Origin of the sequence: Labrenzia sp. CP4, from assembly GCF_001579905.1 — a bacterium.
GTDB classification, from domain to species: Bacteria; Pseudomonadota; Alphaproteobacteria; order Rhizobiales; family Stappiaceae; genus Roseibium; species Roseibium algicola.
The window spans coordinates 3667795-3687012 of record NZ_CP011927.1 but is presented as its reverse complement, the minus strand read 5'-3'; the positions used below and the strand labels follow the sequence as shown (position 1 = coordinate 3687012).

Annotated in this window: 16 protein-coding genes; 10 read left to right on the top strand and 6 right to left on the bottom strand. The window is 58.4% G+C overall.

Translation table 11 applies throughout. From position 1 onward, the window contains the following. Positions 1–41: 41 nt before the first annotated feature. Positions 42–1226, bottom strand: a complete 1185-nt coding sequence (gene rnd / locus ACP90_RS16945; RefSeq protein ID WP_023004024.1) for a ribonuclease D — start codon at positions 1224–1226, stop codon at positions 42–44. Between the two features lie 146 nt (positions 1227–1372). On the opposite strand from rnd, the gene ACP90_RS16940 reads away from it, so the two are divergent. The 3 genes from ACP90_RS16940 to ACP90_RS16930 all read left to right on the top strand — a co-directional run bounded on the left by ACP90_RS16940 (position 1373) and on the right by ACP90_RS16930 (position 5852). Next, positions 1373–1999, top strand: coding sequence for a ParA family protein (locus ACP90_RS16940; RefSeq protein ID WP_031270746.1), 627 nt, complete (start codon positions 1373–1375; stop codon positions 1997–1999). Between the two features lie 163 nt (positions 2000–2162). Then, on the top strand, positions 2163–3944 hold the full coding sequence (gene aspS / locus ACP90_RS16935; protein WP_023004026.1) for an aspartate--tRNA ligase: 1782 nt from the start codon (positions 2163–2165) through the stop codon (positions 3942–3944). 120 nt (positions 3945–4064) lie between these two features. Further along, entirely contained in the window at positions 4065–5852 is a 1788-nt protein-coding gene (locus ACP90_RS16930) for an ABC transporter ATP-binding protein (RefSeq protein ID WP_062489021.1), read from the top strand. Between the two features lie 72 nt (positions 5853–5924). Here the strand turns inward: ACP90_RS16930 and ACP90_RS16925 are convergent, their stop codons facing one another. Both ACP90_RS16925 and ACP90_RS16920 read right to left on the bottom strand, forming a co-directional pair. Beyond that, the gene (locus ACP90_RS16925; protein WP_208993354.1) at positions 5925–7100 is read right to left on the bottom strand and encodes a hypothetical protein; all 1176 of its coding nucleotides are present in this window, start codon (positions 7098–7100) and stop codon (positions 5925–5927) included. A gap of 177 nt (positions 7101–7277) precedes the next feature. After that, entirely contained in the window at positions 7278–8177 is a 900-nt protein-coding gene (locus tag ACP90_RS16920) for a sugar kinase (protein WP_023004029.1), read from the bottom strand. A gap of 77 nt (positions 8178–8254) precedes the next feature. Between ACP90_RS16920 and ACP90_RS16915 the strand changes: the two genes are divergently transcribed. The 4 genes from ACP90_RS16915 to ACP90_RS16900 all read left to right on the top strand — a co-directional run bounded on the left by ACP90_RS16915 (position 8255) and on the right by ACP90_RS16900 (position 15026). Beyond that, on the top strand, positions 8255–9982 hold the full coding sequence (locus tag ACP90_RS16915; protein WP_023004030.1) for an EAL domain-containing protein: 1728 nt from the start codon (positions 8255–8257) through the stop codon (positions 9980–9982). Positions 9983–10216: 234 nt separating this feature from the next. Continuing rightward, positions 10217–10780, top strand: a complete 564-nt coding sequence (locus ACP90_RS16910; protein WP_055653711.1) for a TetR/AcrR family transcriptional regulator — start codon at positions 10217–10219, stop codon at positions 10778–10780. 13 nt (positions 10781–10793) lie between these two features. Next, positions 10794–11888 carry an efflux RND transporter periplasmic adaptor subunit gene (locus ACP90_RS16905; RefSeq protein ID WP_062489020.1) on the top strand — a complete coding sequence of 365 codons (1095 nt, stop codon included), beginning with the start codon at positions 10794–10796 and terminating at the stop codon, positions 11886–11888. 33 nt (positions 11889–11921) lie between these two features. Next, complete coding sequence (locus tag ACP90_RS16900; RefSeq protein WP_062489019.1) at positions 11922–15026, top strand: efflux RND transporter permease subunit; 3105 nt, start codon at positions 11922–11924, stop codon at positions 15024–15026. A 251-nt stretch (positions 15027–15277) separates the two neighbouring features. Here the strand turns inward: ACP90_RS16900 and ACP90_RS16895 are convergent, their stop codons facing one another. From ACP90_RS16895 to ACP90_RS16885, 3 genes are all read right to left on the bottom strand, one after another. Then, positions 15278–16105 (bottom strand): bifunctional allantoicase/(S)-ureidoglycine aminohydrolase, encoded by an 828-nt coding sequence (locus ACP90_RS16895; protein WP_062489018.1) that lies wholly within the window; start codon positions 16103–16105, stop codon positions 15278–15280. A gap of 192 nt (positions 16106–16297) precedes the next feature. Next, positions 16298–16501: a hypothetical protein gene (locus ACP90_RS16890; RefSeq protein WP_055653717.1), complete on the bottom strand. Its 204-nt coding sequence runs from the start codon at positions 16499–16501 to the stop codon at positions 16298–16300. 32 nt (positions 16502–16533) lie between these two features. After that, positions 16534–16719, bottom strand: a complete 186-nt coding sequence (locus ACP90_RS16885) for a YdcH family protein (RefSeq protein WP_031270751.1) — start codon at positions 16717–16719, stop codon at positions 16534–16536. A 122-nt stretch (positions 16720–16841) separates the two neighbouring features. Here ACP90_RS16885 and ACP90_RS16880 point away from each other — a divergent pair, with 122 nt between their 5' ends. The 3 genes from ACP90_RS16880 (at position 16842) to ACP90_RS16870 (ending at position 19212) form a co-directional block, all read left to right on the top strand. Further along, positions 16842–17771: a LysR substrate-binding domain-containing protein gene (locus tag ACP90_RS16880; RefSeq protein ID WP_062491721.1), complete on the top strand. Its 930-nt coding sequence runs from the start codon at positions 16842–16844 to the stop codon at positions 17769–17771. 139 nt (positions 17772–17910) lie between these two features. Further along, positions 17911–18231 (top strand): antibiotic biosynthesis monooxygenase, encoded by a 321-nt coding sequence (locus tag ACP90_RS16875; RefSeq protein ID WP_062489017.1) that lies wholly within the window; start codon positions 17911–17913, stop codon positions 18229–18231. A 126-nt stretch (positions 18232–18357) separates the two neighbouring features. Next, positions 18358–19212: a GNAT family N-acetyltransferase gene (locus ACP90_RS16870; RefSeq protein WP_145915787.1), complete on the top strand. Its 855-nt coding sequence runs from the start codon at positions 18358–18360 to the stop codon at positions 19210–19212. Positions 19213–19218 lie beyond the last annotated feature (6 nt).

The following is a 19218-nucleotide window of genomic DNA, read 5'->3' as shown; positions in this document are numbered from 1 at the left end:
GGGTGCTGCGGAACTGAGACTGAGAAGGCAGGCGGCAGAGTTTACTCTGCCGCTTCCGATTCAACGTTCGCCTGCCGCGGCTGATCAATCGCGACGATCTGACGATCCTGGAAGGCGAGGGCGACTTCACCGCGCTTCAGCTTGAGCGCGGTTTCGCCGAAAAGCTCGCGCCGCCAGCCCTTCATGGCTGCCACATCGGCAGCATCATCTGCGGCAATCTTTTCAAGATCATCCACCGTGGCTATGACCTTGGCAGCAACGCCATGTGCCTCGCTGACAAGTTTCAGAAGAACCTTCAAGAGATCGACAGCGGCCGCTGACCCGTCCGGTGCCTGTCGACCTTTCGGTAGTTTCGGCATTTCGTTCTTGGGAAGCGAAACGGCCCGTCTGACGGCTTTCAAGATCTCGTCTGCGGATTTTGAACGTTCGAAGCCGCGCGGAATGGTCCTGAGGCGCGCGAGCGATTCTGCGTCCTGGGGCTGCTGAGCTGCGAGCTCGTAGATGGCATCGTCCTTGATGACGCGGCTGCGCGGAACGTCGCGTGATTGCGCTTCCCGTTCGCGCCAGGCTGCAACTTCCATCATCACGGCCAGTTCAACCGGCTTGCGCACCCGAAGCTTCAGCCGTTTCCAGGCCTGTTCGGGATCCGTACGGTAGGTGTTGATGGATGTCAGCACCTGCATTTCGTCCTGAACCCAGTGGCTGCGGTCCTGTTCGGCGAGATTCGCTTTCAGGAACTGATAGGCGTCGCGCAGATGCGTGACGTCCGCCAGCGCATAATCCAGTTGCTTTGCCGTCAGCGGCCTGCGGGCCCAGTCGGTGAAGCGGGACGACTTGTCGATCCGGGCACCGGTCACCTTGTAGACAAGCTGGTCGTAGGAAATGGAATCACCAAAGCCGCAAACCATGGCCGCGACTTGAGTGTCGAACAGCGGGGCCGGGATAAGTTCTCCCAGATGATAGATGATTTCGATGTCCTGGCGGGCAGCGTGAAAAACTTTTGTCACATTGCCGTCGCGCATAAGCTCGAAAAAGGGCTCAAGGTCCAGCCCTTCGGACAGGGCATCGACGATGAAGGCCATGTCAGGCCCTGCCATCTGGATGACGCAGAGCTTGGGCCAAAAGGTTGTCTCACGGAGAAACTCCGTGTCGACAGTCACGTAATCATGAGCGGCAAGACGCTGGCACGCAGCGGCGAGATCTTTTGTTTTTGTAATCACATGCATGGTGACGGACAGCTATACCCGAGTTCTGCCGCTTTGTCGCCACGAAATGGTAATTTTCGCGCTTGAAGCTCTTGAAAAGGCGCATTTTGTGCGCCTATGTTGAAGCTTAAGCGAGCGTCCGCAAAAGAACACACAGGGGAGTGGAAATGCGCAAGATACTGGTGGTGAATTCAAAGGGCGGTTGCGGCAAGACGACCCTCGCCACGAATCTTGCCGTTGCGCTCGCCGCTCGTGGCGAAGATGTTGCACTTGCTGATGCGGACCGGCAGAAGTCGAGCCTTTCCTGGGTCAAGCGCCGCCCAAAGGGCCTGGCGCAGATCGAAGGTCTCAACTGGAGCAAGGAGGAGGCTATCGGTGACAAGGACAAGCATCTGGACGCCATTGTCATCGACGGACCCGGCGGGCTTCGATCGGAGCTGGCCAAGAACCTGATTGCGGAGTCGTCCGATATCATCGTTCCGGTGCTTGCATCCGCCTTCGACTGGGACGCCACCTTGAAGTTTCTCGACGGCATTTCCGATATCAAGCGCGTGCGCAAGGGCAAGGCCGATATTCACGTGGTTGCAAACCGGATCGATCGCCGGTCAAACCAGGTTGCCGATCTGGAGCAGTTGCTCGCCAAGAAGGGCTATCCGCTGCTTGCCCGGATTTCTGATCGGGTGATATATGCCCGCCATGCCGCAGCCGGGTCTGGCGTATTCGACTATTCCGATGCCAGTTCTCACGAGATCCGCGGCCAGTGGCATCCACTGTTGCAAGCAGTCGACGCCTGAGAGAAATTCCCGAACCGTTTCGCGTTCAAAAGGGGAGAGGCAAGCCTACCGCAAGCCTTTCCCTTGACTTTCGTCCCGCAACATGGATTGTGCAGCCGGACTCGGCCTGCCTCCAGCGGGCCGTAACGATTTTCTATGCCAAGAAAAATGTCGAGGAATTAGAATGCACCCCTACCGTAGTCACACATGCGGTGACCTCCGTCTGTCCGACGAAGGCCAGACTATCCGTCTTTCCGGCTGGGTCCACAGGGTCCGCGATCATGGCGGGGTGCTGTTCATCGATCTGCGCGATCACTACGGTGTCACCCAGTGCGTGGTCGACCCCGACTCTGCGGCCTTCAAACTGGCCGAAACCGTGCGTTCCGAATGGTGTATCCGCATCGACGGCAACGTGAAGAAGCGTACTGACGAAACCATCAACGCCGAACTTCCGACCGGTGACATTGAAGTCTTCATCCGCGAGATGGAAATCCTGGGTGCGGCGAAGGAACTGCCGCTGCCGGTCTTCGGTGACCTGGACTATCCGGAAGAAGTTCGTCTGAAGTACCGTTTCCTGGATCTGCGCCGCGAGAAGCTGCACCAGAACATGATCCTGCGCTCCAATGTGGTGCGCGATCTGCGTGACCGCATGTGGAACATCGGCTTCAACGAATTCCAGACGCCGATCATCACGGCATCGTCCCCTGAGGGCGCGCGTGACTTCCTGGTTCCGTCTCGTCTGCACCCCGGCAAGTTCTACGCCCTGCCGCAGGCCCCGCAGCAGTTCAAGCAGCTGCTGATGGTCTCGGGCTTCGACAAGTACTTCCAGATCGCGCCGTGTTTCCGCGATGAAGACCCGCGTGCCGATCGTTCACCGACCGACTTCTACCAGCTCGACATGGAAATGTCCTTCGTCACCCAGCAGGACGTGTTCGATACAATCGAGCCGGTGATTGCAGGCTGCTTCGAGCGTTTCGGCAACGGCCGTCCGGTCAACCGCGACTGGCCGCAGATTTCCTACAAGGATTCAGCGCTCTGGTACGGCACCGACAAGCCGGACCTCAGAAACCCGATCAAGATGGAAATCGTCTCCGAGCATTTTGCAGGATCCGGTTTTGCAATCTTTGCCAAGCTGCTGGAGCAGCCGGGCACCGAGATCCGCGCTATCCCGGCACCGAAGGGTGGAAGCCGCAAGTTCTGCGACCGCATGAACAAGTTCGCCCAGGAGCAGGGCCTGCCGGGTATGGGCTACATCTTCTGGCGCAAGGCTGAAGACGGTTCCATGGAAGCTGCCGGTCCGCTGGCCAAGAACATTGGTCCGGAGCGCACCGAAGCGATCCGCACCCAGCTGGGTCTCGACGTCGGTGATGCGGCCTTCTTCCTCGGCGGCAAGCCGAAGCAGTTCGAGCCGGTCGCAGGCAAGGCCCGTGTCATCATCGGCGAAGAGCTCGGCCATACCGACAAGGACCGGTTCGAATTTGCCTGGATCGTGGATTTCCCGATCTACGAGCGCGACGAGGAAACCGGCGAGATCGATTTCGAACACAACCCGTTCTCCATGCCTCAGGGCGGAATGGAAGCTTTGGAAGGCGATCCTCTGGAAGTGCGCGGGTATCAGTACGATCTGGCCTGCAACGGTCACGAGCTGGTTTCCGGCGCGATCCGGAACCACAAGCCGGAGATCATGTACAAGGCTTTCGAAATTGCCGGCTATCCGGCTGAGGAAGTCGACAAGCGCTTCGGCGGCATGGTCAATGCATTCCAGTATGGCGCTCCTCCGCATGGCGGCTGCGCGGCCGGCATCGACCGCATGGTCATGCTGATGGCTGATGAAGCCAACATCCGTGAAGTCATGCTCTTCCCGATGAACCAGAAGGCGGAAGACCTGATGATGGGCGCACCGAGCGAAGCGACATCAGCTCAGCTTCGCGATCTGCATTTGCGTCTGAACTTGCCGGACGCCTGATAACAACCTACTTGCGGGTAACCGTTAAATAGGGATAACCCTCTGCAACAGAGGCTTGAGGCCGGCCTAGCCGGCCTCAGTCATGCTAAGCTTAGCGAGTTTTTGGAAAGGCGGCTTACAGTGCTCAACCCTGCAAAATGGGAGATCTGGAACGATCCGGATGGCACGGTCCAAGTCATCAAGCGCCTGTTGAGCGAAAATCTCCGGGCCTACATACCACGCTACATGGTGGCCTTCGTTTTCATGGGCATGGTAGCGGCGACGACCGCCGCAAGTGCCTGGATCATGAAGGATGTCATCAACGAGGTGTTCATCAACCGCGACAAGGCGATGATCTATGTCATCGCCGGAGCGGTCATCTGCATCTTCACCCTCAAGGGCGCTTCGACCTACGGTCAGATGGTCGTTCTCTCAAGGGTAGGCAACGCGATTGTTGCCGACCTTCAGAACCGCTTGTTCAAGCGGCTCACCATGCAGGACCAGGCCTACTACGACCGGATGTCCCTGCCGGAACTGGGCATTCGCGTGAACACGGGTGCCGGCAGTGCCCGTTCGGTCATCGACATGATCGTGCTCAGCCTTGGCCGGGATATTCTGACCCTGATCGGTCTCGTCGGCGTGATGATTGTCCAGGATCCCCTGATGAGCCTGCTCGCACTGGTGATCATGCCGCCGATCGTCGTCGGTGTCAGTTTTCTGGTCAAGCGGGTGAAGACCTACGCCAAGCGGCAGGTGGTTTCGAACGCCAAGATCGGCTCGACCCTGCAGGAAACCGTGCTGGGTATTCGCATCGTCAAGGCTTTCCGAATGGAGCAGACGATGCAGCAGCGGATGGCGACATCCGTCTCTGAAGTCGAGCGCCAGTCCAACAAGATTGCGGCGTTAACGGCGCGGACATCCCCGTTGATGGAATCCCTCGGCGGGTTCGCGATCGCACTGGTTATCTTCTACGGTGGATATTCGGTGGTGGAACTGGGCAAGGATCCCGGCGCGTTCTTCGCATTCATCACCGCCCTGCTGCTTGCGTATGATCCGGCGCGCCGTCTGGCCCGTCTGAATGTCAATCTCAGCAAGGCACTGGTCGGCGTTCGTCTGATGTACGAATTGATCGACGAGCAGCCGGATCTGGAGCAGGTCGAAAATGCACCGGACCTCAAGGTTGATAGCGGGCAGATCGAAGTGAAGGACGTCAAGTTCTCCTATGGCGAAGGTGCTGCCCTGAACGGGCTGACCCTGACGGCTGAGGGCGGCAAGACAACGGCACTGGTTGGTGCATCCGGTGCCGGGAAATCAACGGTCTTTGCCTTGATCGAGCGTTTCTACGATCCGCAGCAAGGTACGATCTGCGTTGACGGCCAGCCGATCAAATCGGTGACGATGGGGTCCCTGCGTCGTAACATTGCCTACGTCAGTCAGGACTCCTACCTCTTCAACATCAGCATCCGCGACAACATCGCAATCGGCAGGCCCGATGCCACGCAGGAAGAGATCGAGGCGGCGGCAAAGGCGGCAAACGCCCATGACTTCATCCTAGAATTGCCTGAAGGCTACAACACGTTGGCAGGCGACGGTGGCGGCCGATTGTCCGGCGGTCAGCGCCAGCGGGTCGCCATCGCGCGCGCCATGCTGCTTGATGCACCGATCCTGTTGCTGGACGAGGCAACCTCCGCTCTCGACGCGGAATCCGAGGCCAAGATCCAGTCCGCGCTCGAAACACTGATGGAAGGCCGCACAACGCTTGTGATCGCCCACCGGCTCAGCACGGTTCGCCACGCGCACAAGATACTCGTTCTGGACAGGGGGCGCGTCCTTGAAAGCGGCACCCATGACGAATTGTTCGAGCACGACGGCATATATCGCCGCCTGTGCGAACTGCAATTCCAGAGCCGGAACGAGGCAGCCGAGTAAGCCTGCATTTTTGAACGCATAAACAAGAAAAGCCCGGACAAGGTCCGGGCTTTTTGCTGTTTGAAGGCAGAGTTACTGGTTGGCGGTGATGCCAACCGAAAGGATCTGCGGGATCATCTGGGGCGCGAACATCGCCGTTCCCATGATCTGGGACAGGGGAACCGGCGCGCCAGGTGCCGCCGTCAGTTCCAGCGAGCCTGGGGTGTTCAGGAATTGGGTCACAGCCTGAGCGACCTTGCCTTCCAGTTCCTTGTTCTGCAGCATGCCAAGCATCACCGGCAGCGTGCCGGTGAGGCCAGCTACATAGGTCGGCGTGTCAACACCGGCCTTTTTCGATTCCTGATCCAGAACGCGTCCCGTCAAAGAGGCGTCATCCAGCCGGATCTTGGCATTTTCGATGGTCACGTTCTGCAGAAGTGCCATCGCTTCTTCCGGCTTCTCCGATTTTTCGTTGAGCTGGGTGACCACTTCCCGGGTAACCCCGCCCATGGAGAAGGAAAGCGACAGGCTGGCGGCTTCCTTGGCATCGATCTTGAGTTCCGGCACCACAAGTGTGGCTGCTTCCGGATCCCATTTGCCTGAACCGGCAACATCAACTGTCAGGGTTTCATAACCGAGATCCGTGAGGGACTTGGTTTCCTTCGATTCCAGTTCCTTCACATCAATCGTGGCGCCGGTCACGGCGAAACTGCCGGCCGTCGGAAGATCGCCCTCCATGGCATCGATCGAAGAGGAGATTTTTACGATGTCGGCAATCTGGTTGTCTTCATCGCGGATCTGGATGCTGTTGGCTTCAAACGTCTTGTAGCCGGGCCCGACCGGCGGCGTATCGGACGCAGCTTCTTCCGGCGTGGGCAAGAGAAGTTCCGTAACCTTGAGGTCTGCCAGCGACATGCCGCCGTCCTCCGCCGTGAGCTGAAGGTTGCTCATGTCGAGACTTGCCAGTTTGAGCCGGCCGTCAGCCTGGATTTCGCCACCAGTGAGCACGGTGGAAGCGATGGTGACGCTGGCACCTTCCTCGTCTTCCTTGCTGATGACGATGTCGCTGAGCGTGACGGCGCCACCTGCTTCGTCAACCGAACCATAGCTCTCGACGGTGCCTTTTTCAGCGTCCAGCAGCGACAGGAACGCATCGGCAATCTCGTTCCCGGACGGATCGAAGGCAAGAGCCGGAGAGGCTTGTAGAGCGAGCAGACTGACAGCGGCTGTCAGACCGGCTGCGATCCGGGGCGAACGGGAAAACATCATTGAAAATCTCCACGAAATAGAGGTGATCCCACTCTGGGGTAAGTTCCACAGTGTGGCAAGGCGAAAGCCGGTTGAAGCAATAGCCGGGCTTATTCGAACAAAATATGTCCTGCGTCACACTTTCCCCGGTTGAAACGCGAAGGCCTTGTAGCCAGTGCTTTACCGGGGCTGATTGTGTCAGGCAGCTGCCTTTTCCAGGAAGGTGCTGTTGGCGCGTTCGATATCTTCCAGTGTCGGCAGGCTGGCTTCGTTGCCCAGGTGCTGGATCGCATGGGTCGAGGCACCACGTGCAAAGCGGAAGTGCTGATCCCAGCTTCTTTCCGGCCATTGCAGGTAGGACGCAACATAGGCGCCGTGGAACACATCGCCAGCTCCATTGGAATCGACCACTTTCGACAAGGGTACATTCAAGGCCGGCATAACCTTGTCCGGACCGCCGGCTTCGTACCAGACCATGCCTTCGTCGCCGAGCGTGACAGCGCCGACAGGACAGTTCTTGGTACGCAAATACGCCAGGGTCTCGCCGGTCGACATGCCAAGCTGCTGGCAGAACCGTTCGGAAACGACCGCAATGTCGATTTGGTTCAAAAGCTCGTCCGTGTTTTCTCGCACCGCACCTCCGTCGAGAGACGTTAGAATACCGAGGTTCTTGCAAGTGGTCGCATAGTGGAGGGCTGCATCCGGCATGTGGCCATCCAGATGCAATGCCTTCATGCCGGTAAGCGTGAGGGGAGGGAAAGGATGCAGGAATTCGTTGTCGCGGCAGCGCACGATGGCACGCTTGCCTCCCTTCGGCATGATGAAGGAGAGCGAACTCTCGCGCACCTTGCGCCCGTGAATGGAAATGCCGTAGGCCGCGGCCATGTCCAGGAACATCCGCGCCAGCCAGTCATCCGCCTGCGAACATAACAGTTCCGGCTTGCCACCCAGTTTGGCGCAGCAGAACGCCGCTGTAACGGCATTGCCGCCGAAACTGATCGCGTAATCCCGGGCAATTGTCTTTTCGTCGCCCGTCGGCAGCTGGTCGGTCAAAAACGTAACGTCGATATAGGCTTGTCCAATAAACAATGCCTGCATGTAACCCTCCCGAAGTCCGGCTTTTTCTCGTCTGTCCTGCAGCTAACACGGCAATGAGGCAGGTCGCTTTGATCTGAATGAAACTGCTGAATCTTCAGTCCTTGTTTACCCAGATCAGCCATGGTCAGAAAGAGTTTATTCACGAACAGGCCTGCGACTTGTCTTTCCGCTATGTTGGTTTTGTAAAAACGGTGCTGATCGCCCTTGCGCTGGCGACTGCTCCGCTTTTTGCGATCAATGTCATCCTCAACCAATATGCGGAACGCCGCGCCGTCGTCGAAATGGAAGCCATGGGAAATGTGGCCATCCATCGCGCCGAAGAGGCAATTTCCACGACCGTCTCCCTGCTGCAGCGACTGGACCGTGACGACGTGCAAACCTGTAGCGCCGAAGACCGGGGTATCTACGAAAAACAGATCGTCGAGCACGGCATGATCGACGCCATCGGGCTGGCGGACGCGGCCGGTCAACGCATGTGCATCATTCCGGATCGAGATCTGGCCGGGAAGGTCGTTCTTCCTCCGATGCGCGAAGACGGCCCGCTGGTCGGTATCGGCATGCTGGACCGCAACTATCTGGGGGCTCGCGCGGCGGTAATCAGCTGGGATCTCAAGGACCAGACCCGTCTGTTCGCGGAAGTGACGCCCGCCGTTATTGCCATCGATCCCGGTCCGGAATATCTGCGCTCCTATCGCAGAGCCGAACTGCGCCTCGGCAACAATCTGCTCTGGTACAGTATCGGCGGTTATAACTCCGAGGCGACCGATCCTTCGCAAATCCTGTCTGTCGAGGTCTCCTCGCAGCTCTATCCGCTGGTCGCGACGATCACCGCACCGATTTCGGCCGCCGGCAATGTCGTGCAGGATCTGAAGGTTGTTGCGGCCGCCGCCTGTGCCGGCATTGCGCTTCTGTTCGTTGCCATCGGCGTCTGGTTGTCCTGGCGTCCGGAGCGGGAGGCCGACGACGAATTCATCGCCGCGATCCGCAATGGCGAATTCATTCCCTATTATCAGCCTGTCATGGACATCGAGAGTGGCCGGTTGCGCGGCTGCGAGATCCTGATGCGCTGGCGCCGTCCAAATGGCATGATCGTTTCGCCGGGCCAGTTCATGGCTTATGCCGAAAACAACGGCCATATCTTCGACATGACCCGCCACATGATGCGCGTGTCGTCGGAGGAAATCGGCGACCTTTATGGCGACAACCCGGACCTGAAGCTGTCGATCAACCTTTTCGCGGGGCACTTCCTGGATCGCGAAATCATTTCCGACATCCGTTCGATCTTCGAAAAGTCCCGGATTTCCTTCCAGCAGATCGTCGTGGAAGTGACCGAACGCCATCCGCTGGAAGATATGGAACTCGCCCGCAAGATCATCGCGGAACTGCAGGCCCTGGGTGTGCGTGTGGCGCTGGACGACGTTGGCACCGGCCACGGCGGCATGGCTTACCTGCAGAAGCTGGGTGTCGACATCATCAAGATCGACAAGATGTTCATCGATACCATCGGGTCGGACGACAACTCGACGACCATCGTCGATTCCATGGTCGAACTGGCCGACAATCTGGGCATGGGCATCATTGCCGAAGGTGTCGAGATGGAAGAGCAGATCGACCGGTTGCTTGAACTTGGCGTTACCGCTGCCCAGGGGTACTTCTTCGCAGCCCCCATGCCGGCCGATGAATTCATCGCCTTTGCAGAACGTACCGATGAAGAAGCCAATGAGCGTTCGCGGCTTGCAGCGGAAGCTGCCGCCGCAGAACAGGCGGCAAATGAAGCTGCAATGCGCAAGAACGCTGCAGCCTGATCCTGCCTTCCGGCTGGCTCTTGTTTTTTACCTGGATCGATCTCGAGAAAATCAGGTTCTGTCGGTTGGCACAGGCTCATGCCCGTGCCAGTCTTTGCGGTGTCCGGCTGCCTGGACACACTTTGAGTGTGAGCAGGATGAAAAAGCTGGCGAACTTATGCCAGTGTGCCCTCTTGTCTGTACCGGCTGGACGGTATAAATAGTGCGAAACTGTACTGACTGGACGGTATAGAAATGGCCGCGCGTTCGACACGCAACTCGCATGAATCAAAATCGGAAATACTGAAGGCTGCACTCGAAGTCGTGAGACGCTCGGGGGCGCAAAGCCTCACCATGGATGCCGTGGCCGAGGAAAGCGGCTTTTCGAAGGGGGGGGTGCTCTACAACTTTCCCACCAAGGACGCGCTGATTACAGGCATGGTGGAATTCCTTGCGGGCCAGTTCGAAGCCGAAGTGTCCGCTGCGCGGGAGCGGAACCTTTCTTCCGAATGCCCGACCTTGAGCGCCATGATCGAAGTCACCGAAGGCTGGCTGAGTGAGCAGCGGGATCTTGCGCAGGCCATGCTGGCCACGAAAGCAGACCGTCCCGACCTGAGTGAACCCTTCATGGGCGTGAAATCCCGTATGAAGGCGGCCATCGAAGCCGAACTTTCCGACCGCGGCAAAGCCTGGGCAATCTGGGCGTGCCTGGAAGGTCTGCATTTCTCCGAGGCGCATTGCGTCACGATTTTCACAGATGAGGAACGCGCGCTGGTTTTTCAGGACCTGCGCAAGCGTCTGACCCAACTCCAAGACTAGAACGGAAGACCAAATGCTGGCACTTCACAAAGCCCCAATCCGCCGTTGGGTCGCCCTCCTGTTTGCTGCGGGGATGCTCGCAGCCTGCCAGGAAGACGCAGTTGATCCGGTTTCCGAAGCAGAAGCAAAGCTTCACGCCGCGCCGAGACCTGCGAAGATCTTTACGGTGACAGACCAGATAGGTCTGCTGGAGCGGCGGTTCGCGGGCCGGGTTGCGGCGGTAAAGACCGTCGACCTGTCCTTTCAGGTGCCGGGCAAGCTTGTTGCGCTTCCGGTTCTGGAAAGCCAGCGCGTGAAAGAGGGCGACCTGATCGCCACGCTGGACACGACTGACTACGACCGTGCCGTCCGCGAGGCGACGATCAATGCCGAGCAGGCAAAGAGGGAACTCGACCGGCTGGAAACCCTGCGTGAACGCTCCGTGATCTCACAGTCCGCCTACGACGAGCAGAAGAACAAGCACGACCTTGCGCTTGAGACGTTGAAGGAAGCCAAGCAGAACCTCGAATACACCACGTTGAAAGCACCTTTCGACGGGATCGTCTCTGTACGACTGGTCGACAATTTCACCACGGTCAGTGTCGGCACACCGGTTGTGCGGCTTCACGATGTGTCGGAAGTGCAGGTGGACATCAACGTTGCCGAGGCGCTGTTCGGACGGGTATCCGAGTCTGAAGTGGCCTCGATCGAGGCAAGGTTCCCGGCCTATGGCGACAAGTTGTTTCCGCTGACATACCGCGAGCATTCCAGCCAGGTCGATGATGTGGCGCAAACCTATCGTATCACCCTTGCCATGCCTCGCGACGGCGCAGAGCAGCTGTCACCCGGCATGACGGCTTCTGTCACCGTGAAGTTTCTGCCGGAAGGTCTGGAACTGGGAGAACAGTTCCTGGTGCCTTCAAGTGCAATTGCCGTCGACGGTGATGGCAGCGCCTACGTCTGGAAATTCGATGCCGACACGGGCGCCGTGTCCAAGAACCCGGTCGAAATCGGCACGGTCATGGGCGACTTCATTCCGGTCCGCTCCGGCCTGGACAAAGGCGACGACATCGTTTCCGCCGGCGTCGCCTATCTCAGCGACGGCCAGGTCGTGCGGCGTTTGAACTGATCCGGTTCCGGACAGGCAAGAGGATCAGAAACCTTGGATATTGCACGCTACTCCATTCAAAAGCCGGTCAACACCTGGATGATCGTGATCATGTCGCTTCTGGGCGGGCTCTGGGGCCTGTCCACCGTGGGGCGGCTGGAAGATCCTGCGTTCACCATCAAGCAGGCTCAGGTGATCACCAGCTATCCAGGCGCAACCGCGGCTGAAGTCGAAAACGAAATTACCGAAAACCTCGAAACGGCCATCCAGCAGATGCCGCAACTGGATCTGATCACATCCGTGTCGGAGCCCGGCCTGTCGCGCATCAGCGTCGAAATCAAGCCAACCTACGACGGCGAGGAATTGCCTCAGGTCTGGGACGAATTGAGGCGCAAGGTCAATGACGAGGTCCGGAACCTGCCGACAGGGGCTGGCACACCGCTGGTCTATGACGATTTCGGCGATGTTTATGGCCTTTTCTACGCCTTCACTGCCGACGGTTATACCAACCGGGACATTCGCGACACGGTCAAGCGTATCCGGCGCGAACTCTTGACGGTTCCCGGGGTCGGCAAGGTGGAAGTTGCCGGCGAACCGCAGGATGTCATCTACCTGAATGTCAATCAGGACAAGATGGCCGGGCTCGGCATCACCTTCACCGACGTGATCGGTGTGCTGGATGCGGAAAACCGTATTCAGACCAACGGGTCGGGTGTTTCAGGTGACAAACGCATTCGCCTCATGACGGCTTCCGCCTTTGACGACTTCCGCGGCATTCAGGATCTCGTCATCGGCAGGGCAGGGTCGACGGCAATGATCCGCCTGTCCGACATTGCGACGCTGGAGTTGGGCGAGCCGGAGAAGCCGGACAGGTTGATACGCCATGATGGCCACGCGGCAGTGACGATCGGCGTGTCTCAGGTCGATGGCACCAATATTGTCGAAGTCGGCGAACGGGTGATCGAGAAGCTTGCCGCCGTCGAAGCGCAATTGCCGGTCGGCATGCAGATCCATCCCATCTACGAGCAGAATATCGTGGTCGATGAATCCGTAAACGGCTTCATCATGAACCTTGCGGCCTCCGTGGTCATCGTGATCGGTGTTCTGGCGCTGTTCATGGGGTGGCGCGCGGCAATCGTGGTCGGCACAGTGCTTCTGTTGACCGTGATGGCCACCGTTCTGTTCATGCGCATCTTCGCTATCGAGATGGAGCGCATTTCGCTCGGTGCGCTTATCATTGCCATGGGCATGCTAGTGGACAACGCCATCGTCGTGGCGGAAGGCATGATGATCAACATGCAGCGTGGCCAGAAGGCGATTGAGGCAGCCAGCCGCGTCGTCGCTCAGACCATGTGGCCCCTGCTGGGGGCAACCGTCATCGGCATCATGGCATTTTCCGGCATCGGCCTGTCGCCGGATGCTACCGGTGAGTTTCTGTTCTCGTTGTTTGCCGTGATCGGGATATCGCTGCTGTTGTCGTGGGTCTTCGCGATCACGGTGACCCCGCTGTTCGGCAAGTACTTCTTCAGAACCGCCACCGGCAATCTGGACGATCATGACCCTTACAAGGGCATTCTCTACAAGGCCTATCGCGGGATTCTGATCGGTTCCCTGCATGTCCGGCTGCTGACCGTTGCCGCCCTTGTCGGGATCACTGTTGTCTGTGTCATGGCCTTTGGTAACGTGAAACAGGCCTTCTTTCCGGACAGCAACACGCCGATCTTCTATGTCCACTACTGGTCACCCCAGGGAACCGATATCCGGTCGACCGAGGCGGACCTGAAGGAGATGGAGAAAATCGTCCTCACGGATGAGCGGGTGGCAACCGTCACAAGCTTTGCAGGCGGTGGTGCAACGCGTTTCATGCTGACCTACGCACCGGAAGACGCCAACCCGGCCTATGGCCACATGATCATCCGGACGCATGATCGTGAAGAGATCGACATGCTGGCGCTTGAGTTGAGGGAGCAGTTCGCGGAACGTTTCCCGTCTGCTCAGATCATCACCAAGCGCCTGGTGTTCGGTCCCGGTGGCGGTGCCAAGATCGAGGCACGGTTCTCTGGTCCGGATGCGGATGAGCTCAAGCGGCTCGGCAACGAGGCGCAGGCGATCTTCGCGATGCCTGACAACAAGCTTGCAGACGTCAACACAAACTGGCGCCAGCGCGAACTTGTCGTGCGGCCCATCTTCGATGAAGACCGCGCCCGAATTTCCGGCGTGACCCGCGAGGAGCTGTCGGTCGCCCTGCAGTTTTCGACTGAAGGCATTCGTGTCGGCTCCTACCGAGATGTCGACGAGAGCATTCCGATTGTCGCCCGCAAGGCCGAACAGAACGGCATCTCCGTCAACGAGAGCGTGTCGGACTCCCTGGTCCTGAGCAGCAATGAACGCCGCTATGTGCCGATCGAGCAGGTTGTGCGGGAATTCGTGATGGAGCCTCAGGATACGCTCATCCATCGCCGTGATCGCGTGCGCACGCTTACGGTGAAGGCTGAGACGACTGCGGGCGAAACCGCGACTGCTGCTCTTGCAAGGGTCCGTCCGCAAATCGAGGCCATCGAGCTGCCTCCGGGCTATGCGCTGGAGTGGGGCGGTGAATATGAAAGCACCAACGATGCGCAGGAATCTCTGGGTGCGCAGCTGCCGCTCGGTTTCCTGGTCATGCTGATCATCTCGATCCTGCTGTTCGGCTCCGTGCGGCAGCCGCTGATCATCTGGCTGATGGTGCCCATGTCGATCAATGGTGTTGCCATTGCCTTGCTGGCCACGGACACAGCCTTCGGCTTCATGTCGCTGCTCGGCTTCCTGTCGCTTTCCGGCATGCTCATCAAGAATGCCATCGTGCTTCTGGAAGAGATCGATCTTCTGATTGGTGAGGGCAGGGACAAGTACCAGGCAATCGTCGATGCAAGCGTCTCGCGTATGCGGCCAGTGATGCTGGCGGCGATCACCACCATCCTCGGCATGGCACCGCTCCTGTCGGATGCCTTCTTCCGGGGCATGGCAGTGACGATCATGGGCGGTCTGGCGTTTGCTACAGTGCTGACCCTGATTGCTGCACCCGTGCTCTATGCCCTGTTCTTCCGGGTTCGCCCGCCGAAGAAAAACAAGACGAAGGCGGAGCCGTCAGTTCCGGCGGATGCTGTTCCGGCGAAGTAACCCCGAACGCGGTTACTCACAAACTTGAAAGGCGGCCTTCGAGCCGCCTTTTGTCTTTCTCTCAAATGACATCCCAACGCCAACCAACACCGGCCCCCCATGGCTTGATCACGGGACCCAACCCGTTACGCCAAGGAGTGCAGGAAACACGGAAATGCAGTTCCGGGTTTCACTAGGGCCTCTAGAGGCATCTAGTCTCGTGATATCAATATCTTGTCGACGTATCCGGACTCATTTTCTCAGTCTGCCTTTCAGCCACGACTGAGTTTCATGTGCCGGTTGACGTCCTTGTAGAGCAGATAGCGAAACTTGCCTGGCCCGCCGGCGTAACAGGCTTGCGGGCAGAATGCGCGCAGCCACATGTAGTCACCGGCTTCAACTTCGACCCAGTCCTGATTGAGCCTGTAGACGGCTTTGCCCTCCAGCACGTAAAGCCCGTGCTCCATCACATGGGTTTCGGCAAACGGGATAACGGCACCCGGTTCGAAGGTAACGATGGTCACATGCATGTCATGACGCAGGTCTTCCGGCGCGACGAAACGGGTGGTTGCCCACTTACCGTCCGTCCCCGGCATTTCGGTCGGCTTGATCTGTTTTTCGTTCGTTACGAATGCATCCGGGGCAGCCAGTCCCTCGACTGCTTCATAGGCTTTTCGGATCCAGTGAAACCGGACTGGAGCATCGGCCGAATTTTCGACCGTCCAGGCACAACCGGCCGGTAGATAGGCGTATCCACCGTTTTCCAGTACGTGCACAGTCCCCTCGATTGTGAGTGTCAGTTTTCCTTGCACCACGAAGAGAACGGCTTCTGCATCGGCGTCCTGCTCCGGGGTCTTGCTGCCGCCGCCCGGCTGCACTTCCATGATGTATTGGGAGAAGGTCTCTGCAAATCCGGAGAGAGGGCGTGACAGCACCCAAAGCCGGGTCTTTTCCCAGAACGGCAGATAACTGGTGACGATGTCACGCATCGTTCCCTTCGGGATGACGGCATAAGCCTCCGTGAAGACGGCCCGGTCGGTCAGCAGCTGGGTTTGTGGCGGGTGACCGCCGCTTGGAGAGTAGTAGGGCGATGAGGTCATGCGGGTTTCCCTGAACCGTTGCCGAAACACTGTTTCGATCTGAATTAGAAAGCGCGGCTTACGGCAAGGCAACGAAAAAGAAAACCCGCCCGCGAGGCCTGCGGGCGGGATGTCCAGCTGGATGGTCAGCGTGGTCCGGATGGCGGAAATCCGGTTGGGGCCAAGAACCCGTCCTCTTTTCGGGACGTGGTTCTAACGTGCCGAGACCATCTCGCGCTGGACTGTGCTCCTTGCGGTCTTGACGTTGTCGAGCACCTTGGGGCAGGCGGCGCCCGACGTCTGTTTCTCGCGCAAGAACGAGGCCATGCGAGCATCGATATCCTTCAGGCGGGACTGTCTGGAAGGCGTGCGCTGCAGGGCTGCAAAGGGTGAAAAGAATGGCAGGAACGGATTCATTCAAAACCTCCCGATTGGCGTTGTGTTGCCGGTCAGTAGACCAGCTGAGAGGAGCTCAGGTTGGTCTCGATCCGGGTAATCTCATCCCGCAACCGAAGCTTGAATTTCTTCAACGACCGTATGTGCTGCGTATCCGGATAAGGGTGCATTTCCTCTCTGCGGATCAGGGAATCCAGGGTGTTGTGCTGGCTGCGCAGCGACTTCAGTCTGTTGTACATCGCCTGCTCCTCTTTCGTGGGCTGTGTCTGTGACACCCTTGATATGGATACGAGGAGAGAATAGATGAAATACATTGTTTCGATTGATTTGATAGAAATTATCTATCATGCAGGGAGGCGACATGCGGTTTCGGCCATCTTCACGGCAGCTGGACTATTTCGTTGCACTTGCAGAAACCTTGCACTTCGGCAGGGCTGCCTCTCGCTGCCATGTCTCGCAGCCAACGCTTTCGGCGCAATTCAAGCTGCTTGAAGAGCAACTTGGCTGCACCTTGCTGGAGCGCGGCAGTGGGGGGATCAGCCTGACGGCCTCCGGTGAGCGCCTGCTGCCGCTTGCACGGCGTACCCTCGAGAATCTCGACGAAATCGTGACTGTCGCCCAGGCAGGGCAATCCAATCTCGGCGGTCTGATCCGCCTTGGGGTCTCGCCCACATTCGGGCCGTATTTCATGCCCTACCTGTTGCCAATCCTGAAACGTGAATTTCCGCTTCTCGAGCTCTACATCCGCGAAGACAGGCCCAATCTCCTGGAAGAGGGACTGATGTCCGGTGCGCTCGACTGCATTCTGACACCGGATTTTGCGTCATCGGATCAGTGGACGGCACAGGTGCTATGCCGGGAAAGCGTTTCACTTGCCGTGCCGAAGTCGCACCCCTTGGCTGGCGTCGAAGTGATCCCGGTGGATATGTTGCGCGGCGAGAAGCTGCTTGCACTCGGTCAGGGGTTTCGCCTCCACAACGATGTTCAGGCATTGGCACATGCCGCGGGTGCGGACTTCCGGCAGGACTATGAAGGCACAAGCCTTGATGCCTTGCGCCAGATGGCTTCGATCGGCATGGGGCTGGCACTCTTTCCCGCCGCTTACATTGCGTCCGAATTCGGAAAGGAGCCGGATCTTCTGTTGAAGAAGATCGAGGGCTTGCCGATGCGCCGGACGATGTACCTCGTCTGGCGATGCGGGTCTTCCCGAACCACCCATTTCGAAAACCTGCTGTCCCTAGCGCTCCAGGCGGTGAACAGCATGAAAGTTGAGGGTGTCGAGCCGGCCTGAAAGAGGCTCACAAAGGTAATTGGAAGCGCAAGGCCATAAAGCAGAATTGATGGTCTCCCGTGCCACGTAATCCTCCCCATATTGCCGGTCCGCTAAAAACGTGCCAGCCTCGGAGGTACCGGCGGAGGAGGAGAGCCCCATGCCTGAAATTTCAAGCGACCGCGATTGCCAGACCGTCATTACCACTTTCGAAATGACCCCGGGCACATGCTACGACCTTCTGGACGAACTGAAGGACGCCTACGAGAATTTCATTAGCCATCAGCAGGGCTTCATTGGGGCCGGGCTGCATGTCAACGATGCTCAAACCCGTATCGCCAATTATTCGCAGTGGCGCCGACGGGAAGATTTCCTGGCCATGTTGCGTTCACCGGAAATGCGTGAGCGCAACCGGCGTATCAGTTCATTGTGCAAGAGTTTCGAACCGGTGATGTACGACGTCGTGGACGCCTACGACTGACCTGACCTTCATGACAGAATTCGTGATTGCGCCGGTCATGAAGGACCGGCGTTGCGCATCGCTCCGGGCTCCTGGAACAGGGACCGGAGGTTCCTTGCGGACTTCCCGCATTTTTCGGAAACTTCCATGTCCTATCAGATTGTCGATTGCCGCTCGTTTGGTGCTGACCAGCTGTGCGAGGCCTTGAACATTGCTTTCTCGGATTACGTCACGCCACTGCATCTGAGCGAGAAGGATTTCCGTGAGTTTCAGCGCCAGCGCGGGTTTTCGGCAGAGCATTCCTTCGTGGCGATGGCAGGGGAAGAGATTGCAGCCTTCTGGTTTTCGAGCTTGCCGAACTCCAGATATGGCAACACGGCCTATACGTTGTCCGTCGGGACCAGTCCTGCGCATCGTCGCAAAGGCTTGTCGAGAAAGCTCCTTGCAGCGGTGCTCGAAAAGCAGCTTGAGGTCGGCGCGAAAGGCCTGCAGCTTGAGGTCATCACGACAAACGAAAAGGCGGTTGCTGCTTATGAAGCCTTTGGCTTTCGCCGCGAAAGGACACTTGGTGTCTTTCGGCTCGTGAACAGCAAGGCGCTCAAGGCGCAGGTCGGAAAGTGGGTGCTGGAGCGGATCGGGTTGCACGATCTTCCCGATGATACCGGCCCCTATTTCGATACCTTGCCGACCCCCCAGAACAGTATTGCCGGGCTTCGTGGTTTGAGCCCGGATATCCATCTTCTGGCTGTTCGCCAGGACGATGAAATTCTGGGGTGGGGGGCGAGTTTTGCCGATGGCGCGGTCGCGCAGATCGCCGTTCACAAGAACCACCGTCGCCAAGGCATTGGCCGAGCCTTGTTGCAGGGGCTGATGGAGGCCCTGGGCGGATCCGAACTACGGTTTGTCAACGTCGACACCGCTGCGCAAAGCGCCAACGCATTCCTGCGCCTTTCAGGTGCGGAAGAGCTGCTGCAACAATACGAAATGCGGCTTGATTGCTAAGTGCAC

Bases quoted from the DNA above. Each gene is read 5' to 3' on its own strand.
- rnd (WP_023004024.1), bottom strand. From the start codon at position 1,226: ATGCATGTGATTACAAAAACAAAAGATCTCGCCGCTGCGTGCCAGCGT.
- ACP90_RS16940 (WP_031270746.1), top strand. From the start codon at position 1,373: ATGCGCAAGATACTGGTGGTGAATTCAAAGGGCGGTTGCGGCAAGACG.
- aspS (WP_023004026.1), top strand. From the start codon at position 2,163: ATGCACCCCTACCGTAGTCACACATGCGGTGACCTCCGTCTGTCCGAC.
- ACP90_RS16925 (WP_208993354.1), bottom strand. From the start codon at position 7,100: ATGATGTTTTCCCGTTCGCCCCGGATCGCAGCCGGTCTGACAGCCGCT.
- ACP90_RS16920 (WP_023004029.1), bottom strand. From the start codon at position 8,177: ATGCAGGCATTGTTTATTGGACAAGCCTATATCGACGTTACGTTTTTG.
- ACP90_RS16915 (WP_023004030.1), top strand. From the start codon at position 8,255: ATGAAACTGCTGAATCTTCAGTCCTTGTTTACCCAGATCAGCCATGGT.
- ACP90_RS16910 (WP_055653711.1), top strand. From the start codon at position 10,217: ATGGCCGCGCGTTCGACACGCAACTCGCATGAATCAAAATCGGAAATA.
- ACP90_RS16905 (WP_062489020.1), top strand. From the start codon at position 10,794: ATGCTGGCACTTCACAAAGCCCCAATCCGCCGTTGGGTCGCCCTCCTG.
- ACP90_RS16895 (WP_062489018.1), bottom strand. From the start codon at position 16,105: ATGACCTCATCGCCCTACTACTCTCCAAGCGGCGGTCACCCGCCACAA.
- ACP90_RS16890 (WP_055653717.1), bottom strand. From the start codon at position 16,501: ATGAATCCGTTCCTGCCATTCTTTTCACCCTTTGCAGCCCTGCAGCGC.
- ACP90_RS16885 (WP_031270751.1), bottom strand. From the start codon at position 16,719: ATGTACAACAGACTGAAGTCGCTGCGCAGCCAGCACAACACCCTGGAT.
- ACP90_RS16880 (WP_062491721.1), top strand. From the start codon at position 16,842: ATGCGGTTTCGGCCATCTTCACGGCAGCTGGACTATTTCGTTGCACTT.
- ACP90_RS16875 (WP_062489017.1), top strand. From the start codon at position 17,911: ATGCCTGAAATTTCAAGCGACCGCGATTGCCAGACCGTCATTACCACT.
- ACP90_RS16870 (WP_145915787.1), top strand. From the start codon at position 18,358: ATGTCCTATCAGATTGTCGATTGCCGCTCGTTTGGTGCTGACCAGCTG.